General features: G+C 67.3%; 15 protein-coding genes. 3 read left to right on the top strand and 12 right to left on the bottom strand.

Translation table 11 applies throughout. The annotated features are described in order from the left end of the window. Positions 1-114: 114 nt before the first annotated feature. The 7 genes from QRN25_RS19180 to QRN25_RS19150 form a co-directional block, all read right to left on the bottom strand. Positions 115-1,608 carry an aldehyde dehydrogenase family protein gene (locus QRN25_RS19180; protein WP_285020843.1) on the bottom strand — a complete coding sequence of 498 codons (1,494 nt, stop codon included), beginning with the start codon at positions 1,606-1,608 and terminating at the stop codon, positions 115-117. 5 nt (positions 1,609-1,613) lie between these two features. After that, positions 1,614-2,432 carry an alpha/beta fold hydrolase gene (locus tag QRN25_RS19175; RefSeq protein ID WP_285020841.1) on the bottom strand — a complete coding sequence of 273 codons (819 nt, stop codon included), beginning with the start codon at positions 2,430-2,432 and terminating at the stop codon, positions 1,614-1,616. Beyond that, positions 2,429-2,770 carry a hypothetical protein gene (locus QRN25_RS19170; RefSeq protein ID WP_285020839.1) on the bottom strand — a complete coding sequence of 114 codons (342 nt, stop codon included), beginning with the start codon at positions 2,768-2,770 and terminating at the stop codon, positions 2,429-2,431. The genes QRN25_RS19175 and QRN25_RS19170 overlap by 4 nt, the downstream gene beginning before the upstream one ends. Next, the gene (locus tag QRN25_RS19165) at positions 2,767-3,837 is read right to left on the bottom strand and encodes a class I SAM-dependent methyltransferase (RefSeq protein WP_285020838.1); all 1,071 of its coding nucleotides are present in this window, start codon (positions 3,835-3,837) and stop codon (positions 2,767-2,769) included. Before QRN25_RS19165 ends, QRN25_RS19170 begins: the two co-directional genes overlap by 4 nt. Continuing rightward, positions 3,834-5,501 carry a nitrilase-related carbon-nitrogen hydrolase gene (locus QRN25_RS19160; RefSeq protein WP_285020837.1) on the bottom strand — a complete coding sequence of 556 codons (1,668 nt, stop codon included), beginning with the start codon at positions 5,499-5,501 and terminating at the stop codon, positions 3,834-3,836. Before QRN25_RS19160 ends, QRN25_RS19165 begins: the two co-directional genes overlap by 4 nt. Before the next feature lie 17 nt (positions 5,502-5,518). Continuing rightward, positions 5,519-6,229, bottom strand: coding sequence for a hypothetical protein (locus QRN25_RS19155; RefSeq protein ID WP_036526983.1), 711 nt, complete (start codon positions 6,227-6,229; stop codon positions 5,519-5,521). Between the two features lie 180 nt (positions 6,230-6,409). Further along, positions 6,410-6,565, bottom strand: coding sequence for a hypothetical protein (locus QRN25_RS19150; RefSeq protein ID WP_285020836.1), 156 nt, complete (start codon positions 6,563-6,565; stop codon positions 6,410-6,412). Between the two features lie 264 nt (positions 6,566-6,829). Here QRN25_RS19150 and QRN25_RS19145 point away from each other — a divergent pair, with 264 nt between their 5' ends. The 3 genes from QRN25_RS19145 to QRN25_RS19135 are packed head-to-tail and all read left to right on the top strand — an operon-like array spanning position 6,830 to position 11,389. After that, positions 6,830-8,878 (top strand): hydantoinase/oxoprolinase family protein, encoded by a 2,049-nt coding sequence (locus QRN25_RS19145; RefSeq protein ID WP_285020835.1) that lies wholly within the window; start codon positions 6,830-6,832, stop codon positions 8,876-8,878. 13 nt (positions 8,879-8,891) lie between these two features. Further along, a complete protein-coding gene (locus QRN25_RS19140; protein ID WP_285020834.1) occupies positions 8,892-10,772 on the top strand; it encodes a hydantoinase B/oxoprolinase family protein in 1,881 nt (626 codons plus the stop codon). Then, positions 10,769-11,389: an isochorismatase family protein gene (locus QRN25_RS19135; protein ID WP_285020833.1), complete on the top strand. Its 621-nt coding sequence runs from the start codon at positions 10,769-10,771 to the stop codon at positions 11,387-11,389. The genes QRN25_RS19140 and QRN25_RS19135 overlap by 4 nt, the downstream gene beginning before the upstream one ends. Positions 11,390-11,710: 321 nt before the next feature. Here QRN25_RS19135 and QRN25_RS19130 read toward each other — a convergent pair whose 3' ends face one another. The 5 genes from QRN25_RS19130 to QRN25_RS19110 form a co-directional block, all read right to left on the bottom strand. Beyond that, complete coding sequence (locus tag QRN25_RS19130; protein ID WP_285020831.1) at positions 11,711-14,209, bottom strand: TonB-dependent receptor; 2,499 nt, start codon at positions 14,207-14,209, stop codon at positions 11,711-11,713. A 308-nt stretch (positions 14,210-14,517) separates the two neighbouring features. Then, entirely contained in the window at positions 14,518-15,492 is a 975-nt protein-coding gene (locus QRN25_RS19125; protein ID WP_285020829.1) for an alpha/beta fold hydrolase, read from the bottom strand. Then, positions 15,489-16,715 (bottom strand): LLM class flavin-dependent oxidoreductase, encoded by a 1,227-nt coding sequence (locus QRN25_RS19120; RefSeq protein ID WP_285020828.1) that lies wholly within the window; start codon positions 16,713-16,715, stop codon positions 15,489-15,491. Before QRN25_RS19120 ends, QRN25_RS19125 begins: the two co-directional genes overlap by 4 nt. Next, complete coding sequence (locus tag QRN25_RS19115) at positions 16,715-17,557, bottom strand: LLM class flavin-dependent oxidoreductase (RefSeq protein WP_285020827.1); 843 nt, start codon at positions 17,555-17,557, stop codon at positions 16,715-16,717. The genes QRN25_RS19120 and QRN25_RS19115 overlap by 1 nt, the downstream gene beginning before the upstream one ends. Continuing rightward, a complete protein-coding gene (locus QRN25_RS19110; protein ID WP_285020826.1) occupies positions 17,554-18,855 on the bottom strand; it encodes a M24 family metallopeptidase in 1,302 nt (433 codons plus the stop codon). The genes QRN25_RS19115 and QRN25_RS19110 overlap by 4 nt, the downstream gene beginning before the upstream one ends. Positions 18,856-18,965: the final 110 nt, after the last annotated feature.

Raw genomic sequence — 18,965 nt, 5'->3', positions numbered from 1 at the left:
CGTCATTGCGAGGGGCGCAGCCCCGCGGCAATCCAGCGGCGGCCCAGCGGTGGCGCGATCCGCCCTGGATTGCTTCGCTGCGCTCGCAATGACGGAAGTGGGGGCCGTCATGGGTCAGGCCTTGCCCGGATAGGCGCTGGCCACCGAGCCGGTTGCGGGCTGGTGGAGGGCCTTGGGCATGGAGTATTCGAGCAGCCCCTCGTCGCCGTACTCGCGCCCGAAGCCGCTCGGTCCCGAGCCGCCGAACGGCAGGTCGAACGAGAAGCCGCTGCGGTTGTGCGCGTTGACGAGGCACAGTCCGGCCGGCAGCGAGGCCGCGAGGTCCCATGCCCGCTCGGCGTCGGATGACCAGACCGAGGCGCTGAGGCAGTCCCCGGTGGCGGCCCAGCGGCGCACATCGGCTTCGTCGCGCCAGGTGACCACGGGGACGATCGGGCCGAACTGCTCGTCGCGCACGAGTTCGGCGTTGTCGGTCAGGCCGGTGACAAGCTGGGGCGCCACGAAATAGCCCTGCTCCGGGTAGTCGGAGAAGTCGTTCAGGAGCGGCACGACCATGCCCCCGTCGCAGCGTGCCTGCGCCGCGACGCGGCTGATGCGGCCTTGCGCCTGCGCGCTGATGACCGGGCCGATGTTGGTGCGCGGGTCGAGCGGGTCGCCCATGTGCAGCAGGCGCCGCGCCGTCTCGACGTAGGCGTCCACGAAGCGCTCGGCCACGGCTTCGTGGACGTAGAGGCGCTTGGCGGCCATGCAGACCTGCCCGGCATTGAGGAAGCTGGCCCAGACGAGCGCTTCCATGCGGGCGGTGGTCGGCGCGAAGTCCTCCAGCACGATCAACGGGTCGTTGCCGCCCAGTTCCATCACGCTGGGGATGAAGCGCCGGCTGGCCTGCTCCAGCACCGCGCGGCCCACCGTGCCGCCGCCGGTGAAGGCGACTTTCGCCACTTCGGGAGCGCCGATCAGTGCCTCGCCGGTCTCGGCGCCGCCGTTGACGGCGCGCAGCAGGCCGGGCGGCAGGTGCGCGGCGATCATGGCGACGATGGCGCTCAAGGTCAGCGGCGCGAAGGGGGAGGGCTTCACCAGCACCGCGTTGCCCGAGAGCAGGGCGGGCGCGATCTTGGTCATGGCGAGGATGATCGGCGCGTTCCACGGCACGATCGCCGCGATGACGCCATATGGCGCGCGCCGCACCACGCGCCGCCCCGGTCCTTCTCCGCGAACGTCGTCGGCAAGGAGACGGCGGGCGCGGCCCTCCATGTCGGCGGCGAAGGCCAGCGCGAAGCGGATTTCCCCGGCGCATTCGCCCACCGGCTTGCCCATCTCGCTCGCCATCGTGCGGGCGAGGGTGTCGATGCCCTCCACCGAGCCGAAGGCCATTCGCAGCGTGTCCGCGCGCGTCTCGAAGTCGAGCGCGGCCCATTCCCTCTGCGCGGCCGCTGCGGCAGAGGCGGCGGCGAGGACGTCGGCGGGACTGTCGCGGCGGATGCGCCCGGCCAGTTCGTCAGGCCGGGCGGGGTTTTCGCGCAGCAGCCACTTGCCCTGCGCGTCCGCCATGCTCGACGCGGCGAAGTCCCCCAGCTTCGGATGGCCGGTCTGCGAATGCGGGGCCAACTCCGTCAGCCTTCCTTGAGGAAGCGGACGCAGGCTTCGGTCCACTCCTCGGGGAACTCCTCTATGGTGTCGAGCGTGCCGCCCTCGATCCGGTAGTCGGGCACCTTGCCTTCGAGGAAGTGCAGACACTTCATGATGCCCGGCGCAGAGAGGTCCTTGTCGCCCCAGACGATGAAGCCCGGCACCGTCACGTCGAAGCGCAACTGCTTGAGCGTGTCGAGCTTGCTGGCCGCGTAATACGATGCCTGCGCGTTCTCCCCGGCGGTGAGGGCGGCGACGTAGAGCTTCTCGAACGCCTTGAGGTTGTTCACCGGCGAAACGTTCTTCCAGCGCAGCTGCCACAGGCGGGTCAGGTGGCTGCCGTCCTCCTCGGCGATGGTCGCGGGCGCGCGCATCGGCACCACGCCCTCGTCGGGGTGGAGCAGCACCGGGCCGGAGAGGACGAACTTCTTGACGCGCTCCGGGTACTGCGCCGCCAGCTGGGTGGCGAAGTAGGCGCCGGTATGGACGCCGATCACCGAGATCGGATCGGTCAGGCCCATGTCGTCGAGGAATTCGACGATGGTGCGCGCATATTCCTCGGGCTCGACGAGGCGGCCGGGCAGGTCGGACATGCCGTAGCCGATGGTGTCCATGCAGATCGCGCGGAAGTGCTCGCCCAGCATCGGCAGCACGGTGTCGAACATGCCGCTCGACTGCGGGGCCTGGTGGAGACACAGCACCGGCTCGCCATCGCCATGCTCGCGGTAGTGGAGCTGGCCGAGGAAGCAGCTGGAATAGCCGCGCTTGAAGTTGACGGGCGCGGTATCGATGGTCGGGATCATGACGGCTCCTGCTGGCTGGCCTCGGGCGCGAGCGGCAGCTCGGCGAGGCTTCGGAAGATGGTGGAGACGAAGGCGGCGCGGCTTTCGCGCATCGCGGCGGTTTCGTCGGGGGTGAAGGTGAAGCTCTCGATCGCCTCGGGATCGAGCGCGCCCTGTGCGGCGAGGACGCCTTCCAGAACGGCGTTGCGGCGCTTGAGGACCCAGACTTGCGCCGCCATTTCGAGCATGACGTCCATAATCGCGTCGAGGCGGCGGTCGCCGAGGAAGGGGCGGCCGTCGGCAAGGCCCTCGCTCTTGTCCAGCCAGCGGCGCAGGTCGGTGACTTCCTCGGGGCTCATGCGGATTTCCTGCAGACGCGGATCTGTAGCGCTCCGGTGGAGGTGGCGGCAGGGCGGTAGTCGGGATCGACGTCGCCGAAGTGCGCTTTCAGCAGCGCGGTGAAGTCGGAATGGACGAAGGCGGGGGCGTAAGGCTCGCCGTTGTACCAGCTGTCGAACAGGCGCATGCAGTGGCGGCCGCTGAGTTCTTCGGCCGCGATGTGCGGGAAGTCGATGATGGTGAAGGTGCCGCCCGGCTTCAGGATGCGCGCGGCCTCTTTCACGACGCCTTCGGCCACTTCGGGCGGCAGTTCGTGGAACAGGATCATCGCCAGCGCCGCGTCGACGCTGTTGTCGGCGAAATCGAGCGCGGCGGCGTCGCTTTGCGTGAAGTGGACCTCGATCCCCAGTTCCCGCGCCCGGGCATGGCCGTAGCGCAGCATCGGCGCGGCAAGGTCGATGCCGTGGACCTCGGCTTCGGGGAAGCGCAGCTTGAAGGCGGTGGTGGACTGGCCGACGCCGCAGCCGAGGTCGACGATGCGCTGCGGGGAGCCGTCGATCGGGCACCAGGCGGCCATGACGTTGTGCAGGCGGTCGTCGTCGTTGCCGCCGGTGAAGAATACCTTGGAGCCGTAGTGGAACACGAATCCGGCGAGTGCATCGTCGTGGTAGTTGCCCGGCTGCAGGTGGATGTCCTGCGCCCGGAAGTAGTCGGGATAGGCGAAGGCCGGGTCGATGCGCAGCAGGTGGGGGGCGGCGGCCTCGGCCTGCTCCAGCCAGTCCTCCAGTTCGCCCGCGATGCGGCGATAGGTGTCGCCGGTGCCGCGCCACATCATCATCTGGGTCGAGCGCATCATCCGCCGCGCCATCTGCGCGGCGGGTACGTGGTCGAGCGCGGTGAACAGGTCCTGCACGCGCGGCCGGGGCGACCGGGTTGCCATCCCGGCGCCGATCGCATCGCCCGACTGGACGAGGCGCGGCACCATGCGCGAGAGGTTGAAGGCGCGCATTCCCTCGACGAAATCGACGTAGCTCTCATCGTCGAGGCTGGCCGCGCCGCGCAGGGTGCCGATCGGCGGGCGGCTCATGCCGGGACGCTTTCGCGCAGCGCCAGGATCGCGCCGTAGAGTTCCGGGCGCGTATCCATGATGAGGTCGGTCGCGCCCATCAGCCGCTTGTCGCGGTTGGGGGCGAGGTCGACCTCCACGGTGAACGCGCCGGTGAGCGAGGGCGCCATGTGACGGTCCGGGGCGTTGACTTCCTTGGTCTGCGGGAAGCGGTATTCCGGCGGGGTCGTGCAGATGGTGCCGGGCTTCGCGCAAAGGCTGTCGGCGCGGGATGCGCTGACGATGGTGACGTGATTCTCCGCCGAACGTGCGGTGAGCATGAGTTCGTGGTGCCAGTCCTCGCGCCATGTCGCGGGACAGGCGATGAGGTCCGCGCCCTTGCGGGCGAGCACGCGGGCAGCCTCGGGGAACAGCAGGTCCTCGCCCAGCAGCAGGCCGAGGCGGCCGAACGGGAGGTCGAAGACGGGCAGATCGTCACCCAGCGCCATGTCGTTCGAGCCGGGGTCGGCATGGATCTGGCGGTATTCGCCGATCACGCCTTCGGGGCCGAAAAGGACGGCGCGGTTGACGCGCTTGCCATGCTCGCGCCCCGGCAGTCCGGCGACGAGGTAGGTCCGGGCTTCGGCAGCGGCTTCGACGAGGGCTGCGGTCGCTTCGTCGAGGCGGGTGTCGTCGCCGCGGTCCCACGCGAAGAATTCGGGAAGCACCGCCAGCCCGGCCGGGGCCGAGGCGATCATTTCGCGGGCTTGCGCCAGCCGTTCGTCGAATGTCGCGCCGCCGGGCACGATGGTCGTCAGCGCGACTTTCCCCGCTGGCGCGCGGCCTTCGGCGAGCACTGCCAGCGCGGCGTTGTCCGCGCCCATCAGGGCGTAAAGTTCGGGCCGCCGCCGCGCCATGCGGTCTTCGCGCTCCAGCTTCGACAGGTCTATGTCGGCGAAGACCAGCCCGATGTCGTCATGCGTCGCGCGAACCAGCGCCGCGCCGTCCGGGCCGACCACCTGGCTCTCGCCGGCGCCCTTCACGAAGTCGCGGGTCATGCCCGCGGCGTCGATCAGGTCCTGCAGGTCCTGCCCCTTGACCATGTCCCCCACCCGGTTGGCGGAGATCATGAAGTAGCCGTTTTCCGCCGCGCGCGCCGGGATGTGAAGGTTCGCCTCGTCCACCCCGTTCGAACAGAGCGAGTTCAGTACGATGTCCGCGCCCAGGCACGCCATCGTGCGCGAGGTTTCCGGCACCAGCCCGTCCATGCAGGATATCATGCCGATGCGCCCGATTTCGGTGTCGTAGACGCGCCCGTCCTCGTCCGAGGGGAAGAAGGCGTCACGCTCGATCCACATCAGCACCTGCTTCTTGTTGGAGCCGATGTATTCCCCGTCCGGGCCGATCAGATGGTTGACCATCCACGCCTTGGGGAATGGCCCGCGCACGGCGGCGTTGAAGCCGATGAACAGGCCATGTTCGCGCGCCTTGGCACGGATCGCCGAGACCAGCGGACCTTCGAGGGTAACGGCCTCGCGCCATGCGTGTTCGCGGTCGGTGTAGGACGTGGGGTAGTTGCAGCACTCCTGGAAGTGCACCAGCCTGGCCCCGCCCGCCGCCGCCTCGTCGGCAAGGCGAAGGATGTCGGCAAGGACGCGGTCGGTGTCCTTGCCGGTTTCGAACTGTGCTGTAGCTACCCGTAGCATCGTGCGCGCCTTTCGGATCAGAAGTCGAATTCGAGGGTGTCGCCGAAGCTCTTCTGGTCGAATTCGGCCAGTTCGTAGGTCACGCCCTTGGCATGGCCGATCACGCGGGCGCAGATGCGGTCCTGCCCGGTGGTCCAGACCTCGATGTCGGCGTCGATCGCGCCGGTGTGCCAGAGGTAGTGGTCGCAGACGAACTTGCCGGCGGGGACTTCGATCTCCTCCTCGCCGATGTACTCGATGGCCAGCGTCACTTCCTTGCCGTGCGTCATCTGGCCGCCGTTCCAGGTGGCCGAGGTGGTGAGGATGCGCACGTGCTGCGTGCCTTCGACCGCGCGGTCGCACTGGGTGAATTTCCAGCCCTCGACGACGGTGGGGTGGTAGCCGAGGACGAGGTCGGCGCCGCCGGGAAGCTGTGCCTGCTCGATGGGGCTGCCGTCGGGCGCGATGAGGAGCGACGTCACCTCGTCACCGACCACGCGGCGCACCAGAACGCCCTGGAACTCGCTGCCGACGAACAGGCGGAGGTGCCCGTCCATCGGCATGAATTCGGTGTTCACGGTCTGGGTGACGTGGCGCACCAGCGAAGTGCCGGGGAAGCGCGTCATCGACTGCGCGGTATGGGTGCCGTCGGGGTTGGTGGAGACGATGAAGTTCTCCCACTCGACCCACTTGGAGCGGTCGTCGCTGGGGCCCATCACGTAGCTGCCGGTGGTACGGGTAAGCGGCATTCGGTCTACCTCTCTGTCGATCCGGATGGACGGCCCGAATGGTTGGGGCTGCGTCCATTTGCGGTTGTCGACGTCGAGGCTGCCTCACACCGGGCGCGCGGCAAATCGAGGCTGGTGCCTCTGGCCACCAATCGAGGATTTATCGACTGGTGGGGATTCGCGGTATTGGCTATTGTCGTGTCAGAGCGGCGTGGCGGTCACCACCATGCGGCCCAGGAACACCGGCTTATCGGCGCCGATGACCGGCACGCTCGGCGGCGTTGCGACGGCGGCCACGCTCGTCAGGATGGCCGAGGATACGGCAAGGGCTGCGAAGGCGGGGAGCAGGCGGGTCATCCTTGGGGCGTCCATCGTCGGTTTTCGATGAGGCCGGTATGGCGGCGCGGTGTCGCAGGACTTTGCCACGCCTGCATCAAGCTGTCCGAAAGTGTATTGAGCGGTAATCTCAACAAGACCTTGGAGCCACGCGGATCGGCCTGGCGCTGCAATCGTTCCGCAGTGTGACCAGGCTTCTCCACCTGCCGATCAGTCGGGGGCACAACCCTGTCATTGCAGCCCCCGCGATGCTTGCTAGATACCAATCTAACGGAGATTGGGTTCATGACTTATCGCCTGGGGGTGGACGTCGGTGGGACGTTTACCGACCTTTTGCTGCTCGATCAGAAGAACGGCTCGTTCTGGCGCCACAAGACGCCTTCCACCCCGCATGACAGCTCGGAAGGCATCCTGAACGGCCTCGGCGCGATCTGCGAGAAGGCGGGAATCACGCCTGCGGACATCGAGTACTTCCTCCACGGCACGACCGTCGCGACCAACGCGGTGCTCGAAGGCAAGGGCTCGCGCGTCGGCCTCGTCGTCACCGAGGGCTATGGCCAGGTCATGCAGATCGCACGCTCGTTCGTGCCCGGCGGCCTCGCCGGCTGGATCGTGTGGCCCAAGCCCGAACCGCTCGCCGCGCTCGAGGACACCGTGGAGATCGCCGGGCGCATGGACGCGCAAGGGCGCGAGATCCGCCCGATCGACGAAGCCGGTATCCGCGCCGCGCTGGAGAAACTGAAGGCGCAGGGCGTCGAGGCGCTGACGGTCAGCCTGATGAACGGCTATCTCAACGGCGCGCACGAAAAGCGCGTGGCGGAACTCGCCGCAGAGATCATGCCCGACGTGCCGATCTCGCTCAGCCACCTCGTCCTGCCCGAGATGCAGGAATACGAGCGCACCCTCACCACCGTCGCCAACGCGGCGGTGCGCCCGGTCGTGGGCAAGTACGTGCGCAACCTGCGCGACAACCTGCGCTCCGGCGGCATGGCGGGCTCGCTCTCGCTGCTGCGCTCCGATGGCGGCCTCATGTCCTCCGAGAAGTCGGAGGAGCACCCGGTCGCGCTCCTGATGTCCGGTCCCGCAGGCGGCGTCACGGGCGCGTTGTGGGTCGGCAAGAACTCCGGCATCCGCAACATCCTGACGCTCGACGTCGGCGGCACTTCCACCGACGTGGCGCTGATCGAGAACCTCGAGGCGCGCCGCGTTCGCACCACCGAAGTCGGCCACCTCTCGGTCCGCGCCTCGGCGCTGGACGTGAAGACGGTGGGCGCGGGCGGCGGTTCGATCGCCTATGTGCCCGAACTGACCGGCGCGCTGCGCGTCGGCCCGCAGTCGGCGGGCGCGGTGCCGGGCCCGGTGGCCTACGGCAAGGGGGGCAAGCTGCCGACCGTGACCGACGCCAACGTGGTGCTCGGCTACCTGCCCGAGAACCTGCTGGGCGGCACCTTCAAGCTCGACCGCGAAGGCGCCAAGGCGGCGGTGCAGACCATCGCCGACAAGCTGGGCATCGGCCTGATGGAAGCCGCGCGCGGAATCATCGACATCGTCAACGAGAACATGTTCGGCGCGCTGCGCATGATCTCGGTGCAGCAGGGCTACGATCCGCGCCACTTCGCGGTGATGGGCTTTGGCGGCGCCGGTCCGCTCCACGTCAACGCCGTGGCCAAGCTGATGGGTTCGTGGCCCGCAGTCTCGCCGGTCTCGCCGGGTGTGCTCTGCGCGCTGGGCGATGCCACCACGCGCATGCGCACCGAGACGGCGCGTTCGTTCTCCAAGCGCTTCTCGGAGACCGAGGAAGCCGAGGTGATCGCGCTGCTGGAGGAAATGGCCGCGCAGACCCGCACGGAACTGACCGCCGAAGGCATCGCCGAGGGCGACGTGACCGTGCAGTTCGAACTGGACGTGCGCTATGAGGGCCAGGCCTTCGAAGTGCCGCTCTCGATCAGCCCCGAAGCGCTCAAGAGCGACGGCCTCGCCGGTGTGAAGGCCCGCTTCGACACCGAGCACGAGCGCCTGTTCACGTTCAACATGGACACCGAGCACGAGCTGGTGAACCTGCGCGCCGTGGCGCTCGGGCCATTGCTCGAACTCGAAGCGCTGCGCCTGCCCGAAGGCAACGGCGATCCGATCGAGGCCAAGGTGCGCGACCACGAACTGTGGTTCAACGGCGCCATGGCCCCGGCCGCGATCTACGACCGCGCCAAGCTGCGCGCGGGCGACGTGATCCCCGGCCCGGCCATCGTCACCGAGATGGACTCGACCACGCTCATCGAAGGCGACTGCGTCGGCACCGTCGATGCGGTCGGCAACATCCTGATCAACCTGGCCTGAGGGGAGAGAACCAATGCCCGCACGTATCATCCAGGCTAACGAAACGCCCTTCAACAAGGTCGATATCGACCCCGTCACCCTCGAAGTCATCGAGAACGCGCTGCGCAATGCCCGCGTCGAGATGGACGCGACGCTGGTGCGCACCGCCATGTCGCCCGGCATCCGTGAACAGGGCGACGCCTTCCCGCTGATCGCCGACCATCAGGGCCGCATGATCGTGGGCCAGTTCGGCTCGTACATCGGCCCGTTCCTCGACGGCTTCGACGGCACCGTGGAAGACGGCGACATGATCTTCCTGTCCGACCCCTACTCGGTCGGCGGCGCGATCAGCCACTGCAACGACTGGCTCGTGCTGCTGCCCGTGTTCAAGGACGGCCGCCTGATCGCCTATACCTCGATGTTCGGCCACCAGAGCGACATCGGCGGCATGGTGCCCGGATCGATGCCGATCCACGCCACCGAGATCTTCCAGGAAGGCGTGCGCATCCCGCCCGTCAAGATTTGGAAGAAGGGCGAATACAACGAGGACCTGATCAAGCTGGTCATGCACCAGTCGCGCACCCCGGCGTGGTGCAAGGCGGACCTCAACGCGCTGATCGCCTCGTGCCGCGTCGCCGCGCACCGCGTGGTCGAAATGGCGACGCGCTTCGGCGACGACGTCTTCGTCTCGGCGACCGACCTGTTGCTCGACCGCAACTTCCGCGCGATGCAGCAGCTGATCGCCAGCTCGATCGGCGAGGAGAAGGTCTCGTTCGAGGACTACATCTGCGACGACGGCATGGGTTTCGGCCCGTACAAGATCAAGTGCACGATGTGGCGCGAGAACGGCCGCGTGGTCCTCGACTTCGACGGCACCGATCCGCAGAGCCAGGCCTCGATCAACATGTTCCTGAACGAGAACATGATGCGCATGTTCTTCGGCATCTACATGATTATGGTCTTCGATCCGCAGATCCTGTTCAACGACGGCTACTATCCGCTGATCGACGTGCGCATTCCGGAAGGCTCTCTGCTCAAGCCGAAATTCCCGGCCGCGCTTTCGGGCCGTACCCACGTGCTGGGCCGCCTGTTCGACATCCTGGGTGGCCTGCTCGGCCAGAAGACCCCGGAATTCCTCAACGCCGCCGGTTTCTCGTCGAGCCCGCACCTGTTCTATGCAGGCACCGACAAGGCCGGAAAGTGGTTCCAGCTGTTCCAGATCGGCTTCGGCGGCATTCCCGGCCGTCCGCTGGGCGACGGGCCGGACGGGCACTCGCTGTTCCCCGGCTTCACCAATGTTCCGAACGAGTTCCTGGAGCGCTACTTCCCGCTCGTCATCGAGAAGTACGAGACGGTGCCGGATTCGGGCGGCGCGGGTCTGCATCGCGGCGGCAACGGCATCAACATGGTCTACCGCTTCCTGGAGCCGGGCGTGATCGCCATCCACGACGACCGCTGGTTCGTGCCGCCCTGGGGCGTCAACGGCGGCCACCCGGGCAAGCGCGCGCGCAAGCTGCTGGTGAAGGCCGACGGCACCGAGATCGTCGTCGGCAACAAGCTGGAGGACTACCCGGTCGAGGCCGGTGACGTGCTGCACTTCATCACCTGGGGCGGCGGCGGCTGGGGCGACCCGCTCGACCGTGACCCCGCGCTGGTGCTGAAGGAAATCGGCCAGGGCCTCGTCACGGCAGAAGGCGCGAAGGACTACGGCGTCGTCATCACGGGCGGCGCGGTCGATGAAGCCGCCACCACGGCGCTGCGCGAGAAGCTGCGTACCGAGCGCGGTGCAATCGGCGTGTTCGACTTCGGCCCCGACATCGAGACGCTGCGCGCGAACTGCCTCGCCGAAACCGGCCTGCCTGCGCCGACCGCGCCGAAGTGGGCCACCGTGGAATTCGCGGAGGCCGCCGAGTGAGCGACCTTCTCGACGACTACAACCGTGGCGGCTTCGGCGGGGCTCTGCAGCCCGGTAAGAAGCCGGCGCTGTTGCTGGTGGACGTGGTCGTGGCGTATCTCACGCCCGGTCAGCCCCTGTACTCGCCGCGCTTCGAGACGGCGCTCGCCTCGTGCGAGCGTCTGACCGCAGCGGCGCGCAAAGCAGGCGTGCCGGTGATCTTCACCAATGTCGTCTACCGCGCGGGCGGTATCGACGGCGGGCTGTTCTACAAGAAGGTGCCCGCGCTCGAGGCTTTCCTGGAGGGCTCGCCGCTCGGCGCCTTCCCGGATACGCTGCAGCCGCGTGCGGACGAAGTGGTGGTGACCAAGCAGTACGCCTCGTCGTTCTTCGGCACCTCGCTGGCGGCGACGCTGACCAGCATGGGCGTGGACAGCCTGTTCATCACCGGCTTCTCCACCTCGGGCTGCGTGCGCGCCTCGGCGCTCGATGCATTGCAGAACGGCTTCGTGCCGCTGGTGGTCGCGGATGCCTGCGGCGACCGTGACGAGCGCCCGCACGAGGCGAACCTGTTCGACCTGTCGAAGAAGTACGCCGAAGTGCTCAGCGAGGAGCAGGCCATCGCCCTGATGGGATGAGGTCGCTCCCACAAGCGAGATGAAGGGGAGGCACGGCGCAGGCTGTGCCTCCCTTTTTTCATGCGCCGACGCTGGAGGATCAGCGCCGGGCATGGCAGGCGCCACTCCTTCGTCATTGCGAGCGTAGCGAAGCAATCCAGGGGAGTATGAAACCGCTCTGGATTGCTTCGCTACGCTCGCAATGACGAAGGTGGGTGGTCGATGGCGATTACCGGGTTCTACCAATTCCGGAAGTCCGCTCCACCGAGCGCAGTTCGGGGAGGAAACAAAAAAAGGCCGGGGTTTCCCCCCGGCCTTTCCTTGTGTCGCATCAGCGTCGGATCAGAACTTGATCTTAGCCTGCACGCCAGCGGTACGCAGGTCGCCGAGACCCAGCATCAGCGCCGAGGTACGGGCCGAGTAAGGGAAGCCGGGTGCCAGGACATAGTTGTCCGAGACCGTAAGCGGGGTCTTGTTGTTGAAGATGTTGTTCACGAACGCCTCAAGCGAGAGGTTGCCCCGCGTGATGCCCGCGCGTGCGTTGAACAGGTGCAGGTCCGGCGTGCGTGCCAGGTTCGCCTCGTTCGACCAGACACCCGACTTGAAGTTCCAGTCGCCGCGCACGAACCAGCTGCCCTTGTCCCAGCCCGAAATCTCGGTGCCGACCTGGATGCCGACATTGGCCGAGTACTTCGAGGTGTTCTTCATCTCCTTGCCGGAATAGTCGTAGATGCCCGTGAGCGCGCTGACGGTGGTGCTCTTGAAGTCCTTGATGTCCGAATCGTTGATCGCGCCGGCAGCGTCGATCGTCAGGAATTCGGTCGGGCGCCAGGACACTTCGCCTTCGATGCCGCGCAGATCGACCGAACCCGCGTTCATGTTCGCCGTTACGAAGCTGAAGCCGGTCGCCTGCGTGGAGTCGGGTGCGACGATCACGGTCGAGTTGATCTGATTGCGCCACTGGGCATAGTAGGCCGCGAAGGCGTAGCGCACCGTCGATCCGATACGACCCTTGAGGCCGATCTCGTAGTTGGTGATCTTCTCCGGCTCGATCGCCAGCTGACCACCGGCGTCATACGCGGCCTGCTGCACCGAGGCCGAGTTGGAGAGGATGCCGGTGTTGAACTGCGCCGGATTCACGCCCTTGGCCCACGAAGCATAGACCATCATGTCCGGGGTGATCTGCCAGTTGACGATCGCACGCGGAGTGAAGTTCTTGTACTTCGCGCTCGCAAGCACAGTGCCGCCGCTATACGTGCCGGCGGGGATGAAGACGCTGGATGCGACGGTCAGTCCCGCAGGACGTGCGAACGACTGCAACTGGTCGATCTGGTAGCGACCTTCGAAGCTGGCCGAGATCGTGTCGGTCAAGTCATAGGTCAGGCCGAAGAACAGGCCGGTGGTCTTGTTCCGGCTGAGACCGCCCGGCGACAGGCTGGCGGCAGTAAGCGCGCCGGTGCCGCCACCAAGGCCCTGCAGCTGGTCGGCGCTGAGGTAGCTAATACCCGCGACGCCGCGGAACGGACCCGACACGTACTGCAGACGGCCTTCGAGCGAGAAGTCGTCGATCTTGCGCTCGATCAGGTACGGGAAGTCGAAGTAGCCCTGGCCGTAGCAGTTGGTGGTGGTCGTGGCGCTGCAGGTCGTGCCGGTCAGCGCCGTCCCATCGTAGCTGTCGAGATCGATGAAGGTCGTCCAGACTTCACGGTTGTAGCCCGCGAGCGCCGAGGCGGTCAGACCGTCGGTGATTTCCCAGTCAAACGTCGCGTGCGCGTGCTTGGTGCGGCGCAGGAGGCCGTAACCCTGTACGCCTTCCGAGGGATCGACCACGCGGTTGGTGCCGATGTTGAGAAACTGGCGCACGAAGTCGGTGTTGGTGACGTTGGCGGTGACAGGGTTCGCCATCGACGGGATGGTGCCGCAGAAGTAGGGGTTCTGGACAGCGATGCCCAGCACTTCGCCGGTCGGAGAGAGCGCACCGCGGGTGTCGCCCGTGAGCGTGCAGTTCGACTGGCCCTGAACGACGGTGGTGCCGTTGGCTGCCTTTACGTCATAGGCATAGAGGCGGGTCTGGGCGGCGGGGCCGTCCTTGTCCTCGCTCAGCATGCCGAACAGCTTGATGGTGACGTTCGAGGCCGGGGTGATGGCGAGCAGGAGCGAGGCGCTCTTGGTCTGCTGGTCGCCCAGCGTGATGCCGTCCTGGTTCTTCCACGAACCGTCCTTGGAATACTGCTCGCCGTTGATGCGGAACGAGAGGAGGTCGGGGATGATCGGACCTTCGATCGATCCGCGCAGGCGCCAGTTGTTGCGCGTGCCGAGCATGCCGAGCACTTCGCCGCCCCAGTCGTTGCCGGGCATCTTGGTCACGACGTTGATCGCGCCCGCGAAAGTGTTGCGGCCGAAGTAGGCGCTCTGCGGGCCCTTGATGATCTCGACGCGCTCCGGGTTGCTGATCGCGCTGACCTGCGAGGGCGAGGACACCGCGACGCCGTCGATGAACATCGAGGTCGTGGTGGCGAGCGTGGTCGACGGCGTCATGCCGCGCATGACGACCTGCTGGAACGAGCGGTCGGCGTGGCCGGACGAGCTGTTGTTGATGTTGATGCCCGGGGTCGAGGCGGCCATGTCGGTGACCGAGACGATGCCCTTGGCGTCGAGCGTTTCGGAGGTGATCGCGGTAACGGTGACCGGAACCTTGAGGATGTCTTCCCCGGTCTTGCGTGCGGTGACGATGATGTCGCCGCCGGTGTCCTGCGCCATCGCGGGAGCCGCGGTCAGGCTTGCTGCAATAGCAATGCCAGACAAGGTGGAGGCGAACTGGAGTTTATATTTGCCGGTCATTTCGTCCCTCAATGTTAAAGGCGCGCTTGCGGCGCCAATTGTTGTCACGTTCCCTGCGTATCTGCGAATTTCACTGCCATTGGTTTTTGTAATGATACTATGCGCGTTCTGCACTGCCGTGCAGCATCGGAAGCGAGTAAGCTATTGGCCATCCCGTCGGCCCGATGGTGATAAAATTTCAATTTGCGATTCTGCGTGAATCAAGAAATTTTTATCGCCGTAAGAATTCCCTTAACTCGCGCTCTATTGAAGAGGCTCGTGCCCTTTGTTCGCCTGTCGGATGCAACGGCGCCCGACAGGCGCATTCATCACCGCACAGCGACTTTCGTGAGCCAGGCTTCGAGGTCGCGGGTGAACTTCTGCGGCTTCTCCCACATCGGGAAATGGCCGAGGTCGGGGTATTCGATCAGCGTCACCGGCGCGTTGGTGAAGCGCTTGACCGAGGCACCGGCGCTTTGCGAGATCACGTCATCGTAGCTGCACCATTGCAGCAGCACCGGCACGTGGACGGTTTCGGCCACGGCGCCGACGTCCGACGTCTTGAACGCCTTCACGTTCGCCTGGATGTATTGCGCCTGCCGGTCGAGCGCGCCGGGCAGGTTGTTCATCTCGGTGATCTGGTCGACCATGCGGTCGGTCGGCTGGAAGCCGGGCGGGGTGGTATCCTCCAGCATCGCGCGCCAGAACCAGTGCGGGCGCCAGTTCGGCAGCACCGCCTTGAATACCGGCAAGCTCCAGCTCAGGCGCCAGTTGACCTTGCGGGTCTGGCTGGGGCGCTCCAGCGGCAGCATGGAGAACGCCATCGCCGTCACGTGGCCGGGATAGGCGCGGTTGTATTCCAGCCCGACGTTGGAGCCGTTCGACGTCGCGACGAGCGCGAACTTGTCGTAGCCCAGCTTGGTCAACAGTCCGTTCATGAGTTCGGCCGAACGCGGCGTCGAATAGACCCCCGACGGATCGGGCGCGGTCAGGCCGTAGGGCGACCAGTCCAGGCGCACGACGCGGTACTTGTCCTTGAGGATCGCGGCGACGTCGTCCCACTCGTGCAGGTTGACGATCGAGCCGTGGAGCAGGACGATCACCGGGGCGCCGACCGGGCCTTCCTCGCGCACGTGCAGGCGCACGCCGTCGATGGTGACGAAGCGCGAGGGGCCGTCGGCCCAGCGCTTTTCCAGCTGCGCACGGTCGGCCTCGCCCGCTCCGGCGCGCAAGGCCAGAACGGTGCCGCCGCCGACGAGGACGACTGCGCCCAGCGTGGCGAGTGCGATGCGGCCGATCTTCATGCCGTCACCGCTTCGCGCGCGGGCAGGCCCAGCGTTTCGCGCAGGGTGGCGCCGGGATAGTCGGTGCGCAGGCGGCCGCGCGCCTGCAGGATCGGCACGACCTGACCGACGAAGTCTTCAAGGCCCCCCGGCATGTAGCTGGGCTGCAGGGTGAAGCCGTCGCAGGCGCCCGCGTCGCGCCACTCGATCATCATGTCGGCCATCTGCTCGGGCGTGCCGATGAACACGTTGTGGCCGCGCGGGTGGCGCATGAAGTTGGCGGCGAACTCGCCCAGCGGCGTGCCCTTCTCGGCGCCCGGCACGATCGAGCGGGCGACGTCGCCCTGCGGCAGCAGGGTCTTCGCGAGAATCTCGTCGACCGGGATCTGGTCGAGCGGATCGAAGCCGGTCAGGTCGCAGCACAGCGATTCCGACAGATACTCGATCGCCAGCGCATCGTCGGCAAGGTCGAGGATCGCGGTATGCTCGGCGCGGGCTTCCTCCTCGGTGCCGCCGAGCACGCAGGACAGGCCCGGCATGATACGCACGCCGTCAGGGCTGCGGCCGACGCCCGCCACGCGGCTGCGCAGGTCGGTGCGGAAATCGACACCCGCCTGGATCGTGGCGGCGGGGCAGAAGATCGCTTCGGCCGTGCGCGCGGCGAAGTCGCGGCCGTCGGGCGACTGGCCTGCCTGCACCAGCACCGGGCGGCCCTGCGGCAGCTGCGGCCCTTCGCGGTCCATCTCGGCCCACAGTTCGCAGGCGCGGGCGACGACTTCGACGGCGTTGCGATAGCGCGCGTCCTTGGGCGGCAGCTCGGTTTCGCCGAAGTTGGGCGCGGTGTCGGGGTGCGCGGTGGTCACGATGTTCCAGCCCGAACGCCCGCCGGTGATGCGCTCCATTGTGCCGAAGCGCTCGGCCAGCATCTCGGCGGTGTTGTACGTGGTGGAGACGGTGGCGACGAGGCCGATGTGCTTCGTGACCGCCGCCATCGCCGTCAGCAGCGTGACGGGATCGAGCGTCGGCATCGCCAGCCGTTCGGGCGCGCGGCCGCCGGCCCCGCGCGACTGCAGCTGGTCGCCGAAGACGATGGCGTCGAAGCGGCCCTGTTCGGCCAGCTGCGCGACGCGGGTGTAGTAGTCCATGTGGAATACGCCCTCGGGCCGGGCTCGCTCATGCTTCCAGCCGGTCGGGAAGAAGCCGATACCCTGCAGGAAGGCCCAAAGATGAATCTGGTTTTGCATCATGCGATCTCCGGGATCACGGCGCCGCCGGGCTGGTTGGAGGCGGTGGAAGGGATGGGCAGGCCAAGCCGCGCGCGCAGGTCGCCAGCCGGGCGAGGCGCGAGCAGGGAAGCAAGACGCGCGCCGATCTGCGGCAGTTCGGCCAAGGCATCGCTCAGGGTGAAGTGCGCGCCGTCGATCTCGCGCGCCTCGAAGCGTTCGGCGAGCATGGCGGCGTCGGCATCGGCGCCGACCTTGATCAGCCGCTTGGTCGCCTGCGGTGCGGCGGTGCCGTCGGACACCAGCGCGATGTCGGCATCGTGGATGGCGATCGGATCGTCGCCGTCCACCACCAGCAGCGGATGGCCGAGCGGCGGGCGCATCGCGTTGACGGGACCTGCGACCTTGAAGAACGCGCCCTTGTAGTTCGATGCCTTGACCTTCGATGCGTCGAGGTAGCGGCCGCTTGTCTTGTCGAGGATCAGCGTGTCGCTGCCCCAGCCGTCCCACAGCGCGCGGGCGGCGCCGACCATGTCCTCGGCCATGCCCTCGGGCGCGCCTTCGGGGACGACCGACCAGCCGGTGCGCCCGGCAGCGAGAAAGTCCACCGCCGACAGCGCGCGCGCGACGTGGAAAGGGTGCGCCTTCGATGCGGGCACGGTGGCGACCACGCCCAGCGTCGAGGTCATCGGCGCGGCCCAGGCGACGAGCACTTGCGCGTCGAACGGACGCTCGCCCGAACGGCCGAGCATGAGGAGGTCGAACCCGGCCGCTTCGGCGGCCTGCAGCACGGCGCGGGCATGGCCGGGCACGGCGAAGGCCGGTTCGGCCACGGAGGCGGAAAGGATGAAAGGTCTGGTCATACGATGATCACCGGGTCGTGGAGAGGATGGATGGGTTCGCAGCCGGTCTCGGTAATGCGGACGAGGTCTTCGCAGTGCGCCGAGCCGCCGATGCCGGTATCCAGCGTCGGGCAGTCGACCGAGAGGATCATGCCCGGCTCGAGGACGATGTCGGGCTTGCGCCAGAAACCGCCGTGGACTTCGCCGGGCTCGTCGGTGTGGGCGAGGCCGACGCTGTGCGGGCCGAAGCCGATCGCGGCCTCGTACCCGGCGGCGCGGATCGCGGTCTCGCCGATCGCGGCGATCTCGGAATAGCGCAGGCCCGGGCGCAGCTGCTCACGCACCGCCTGCCAGCCGAAGGCGGCAGCCTCGGCGGCGCGGCGCGCCTCGCGCGTGGGCTCGCCGACGAACACGGTGCGCGCGAAGTCGCCATGGTAGCCGAGGAACTGGCTGACCCCGTCGAGCATCAGCGTCTGCCCGTCCTCGACCTGAAGGCGCGAGAGGTCGGAGGAGACGCGGTCGACGTTGAGGAACAGCGCGGTGTTGCCGCGCGCCGCGCACTCCATGCGATAGAGCGCCTGAAGCTCGACGTGCGTGGCGCCCGCGCGGATGGCATGGCCGACCGCATTGAGCGCATCGACGTTGGAGCGCGCCGCGCGCGCCATCAGCGCATGTTCCAGCGGCGACTTCACGAGGCGGATCTCGCGCAGGATGTTGTCGGCCTGCACCATCGCGCCGGGGTGGTCGTGACGCTCGGCGACTTCGGCGATGACGGTGTGGTCGAAGCCGATCCGGCCCTGCCAAAGCCCGAGTTCCTTCATGGCTGCGACGATCGCGCCGCCCGCGTCGCTGCGTGCGGTCATGGCGCCGCTGAGGGTCGCGCTGACGGCCGCCCGGTGCCGTTCGGTGCCGCTGAGTGCCGCTGAGTGCCGTTCCGGAAGGACAGTAGAGAAGGGCACTTCGAGCGCGGTCTCGTCGCCCTCGTCGCCCATGTGGGTATAGAGCCAGACGGCCACGTCGCTGCGGTTGCGACCGTCCGCCCAGCTGTAGTGATGCAGGAAGCGGCTGGTCACGAGGCCCGGATTCTCCGGCCTTTCGCGCGCGATCAGGGCGAAAGTGCCCGGCGGCTGCCCGGCGCGGGTGCGTCCGATCTGCGGCCAGTGACCCAGCGCGTGGAATACGTTGATCGGATCGCCCAGCACCAGCCCGGCCAGATCGTGCCGCTCCATGACGGCGAGCGCGCGCGCCAGGTTCATCGGCCCTTCGCGCTCGAGCGCCGCGAGCAACGCGCCATCGTCGGGGAGGAGTGTCGTATCCATGCTGCAATATGAACACGACCGGGCGCGGTTCGCGCTCAGTGCTAAAGTTTTATTCGCTAGCCGATAAACTTTCTCTTCATGTCACGGCTTGGCGAGCGACTGCGATAGCC

Source organism: Novosphingobium sp. fls2-241-R2A-195 (assembly GCF_030209485.1).
GTDB classification, from domain to species: Bacteria; Pseudomonadota; Alphaproteobacteria; order Sphingomonadales; family Sphingomonadaceae; genus Novosphingobium; species Novosphingobium resinovorum.
The sequence above is the reverse complement of the archived record's forward strand: the minus strand, read 5'-3'. Positions and strand labels throughout refer to the sequence as shown.

Excerpts from the sequence above, each read along its gene's own strand:
- QRN25_RS19125 (WP_285020829.1), bottom strand. The coding sequence starts at position 15,492 with ATGAAGATCGGCCGCATCGCACTCGCCACGCTGGGCGCAGTCGTCCTC.
- QRN25_RS19115 (WP_285020827.1), bottom strand. The coding sequence starts at position 17,557 with ATGACCAGACCTTTCATCCTTTCCGCCTCCGTGGCCGAACCGGCCTTC.
- QRN25_RS19160 (WP_285020837.1), bottom strand. The coding sequence starts at position 5,501 with ATGCTACGGGTAGCTACAGCACAGTTCGAAACCGGCAAGGACACCGAC.
- QRN25_RS19130 (WP_285020831.1), bottom strand. The coding sequence starts at position 14,209 with ATGACCGGCAAATATAAACTCCAGTTCGCCTCCACCTTGTCTGGCATT.
- QRN25_RS19120 (WP_285020828.1), bottom strand. The coding sequence starts at position 16,715 with ATGCAAAACCAGATTCATCTTTGGGCCTTCCTGCAGGGTATCGGCTTC.
- QRN25_RS19170 (WP_285020839.1), bottom strand. The coding sequence starts at position 2,770 with ATGAGCCCCGAGGAAGTCACCGACCTGCGCCGCTGGCTGGACAAGAGC.
- QRN25_RS19145 (WP_285020835.1), top strand. The coding sequence starts at position 6,830 with ATGACTTATCGCCTGGGGGTGGACGTCGGTGGGACGTTTACCGACCTT.
- QRN25_RS19110 (WP_285020826.1), bottom strand. The coding sequence starts at position 18,855 with ATGGATACGACACTCCTCCCCGACGATGGCGCGTTGCTCGCGGCGCTC.
- QRN25_RS19140 (WP_285020834.1), top strand. The coding sequence starts at position 8,892 with ATGCCCGCACGTATCATCCAGGCTAACGAAACGCCCTTCAACAAGGTC.
- QRN25_RS19165 (WP_285020838.1), bottom strand. The coding sequence starts at position 3,837 with ATGAGCCGCCCGCCGATCGGCACCCTGCGCGGCGCGGCCAGCCTCGAC.
- QRN25_RS19150 (WP_285020836.1), bottom strand. The coding sequence starts at position 6,565 with ATGACCCGCCTGCTCCCCGCCTTCGCAGCCCTTGCCGTATCCTCGGCC.
- QRN25_RS19155 (WP_036526983.1), bottom strand. The coding sequence starts at position 6,229 with ATGCCGCTTACCCGTACCACCGGCAGCTACGTGATGGGCCCCAGCGAC.
- QRN25_RS19175 (WP_285020841.1), bottom strand. The coding sequence starts at position 2,432 with ATGATCCCGACCATCGATACCGCGCCCGTCAACTTCAAGCGCGGCTAT.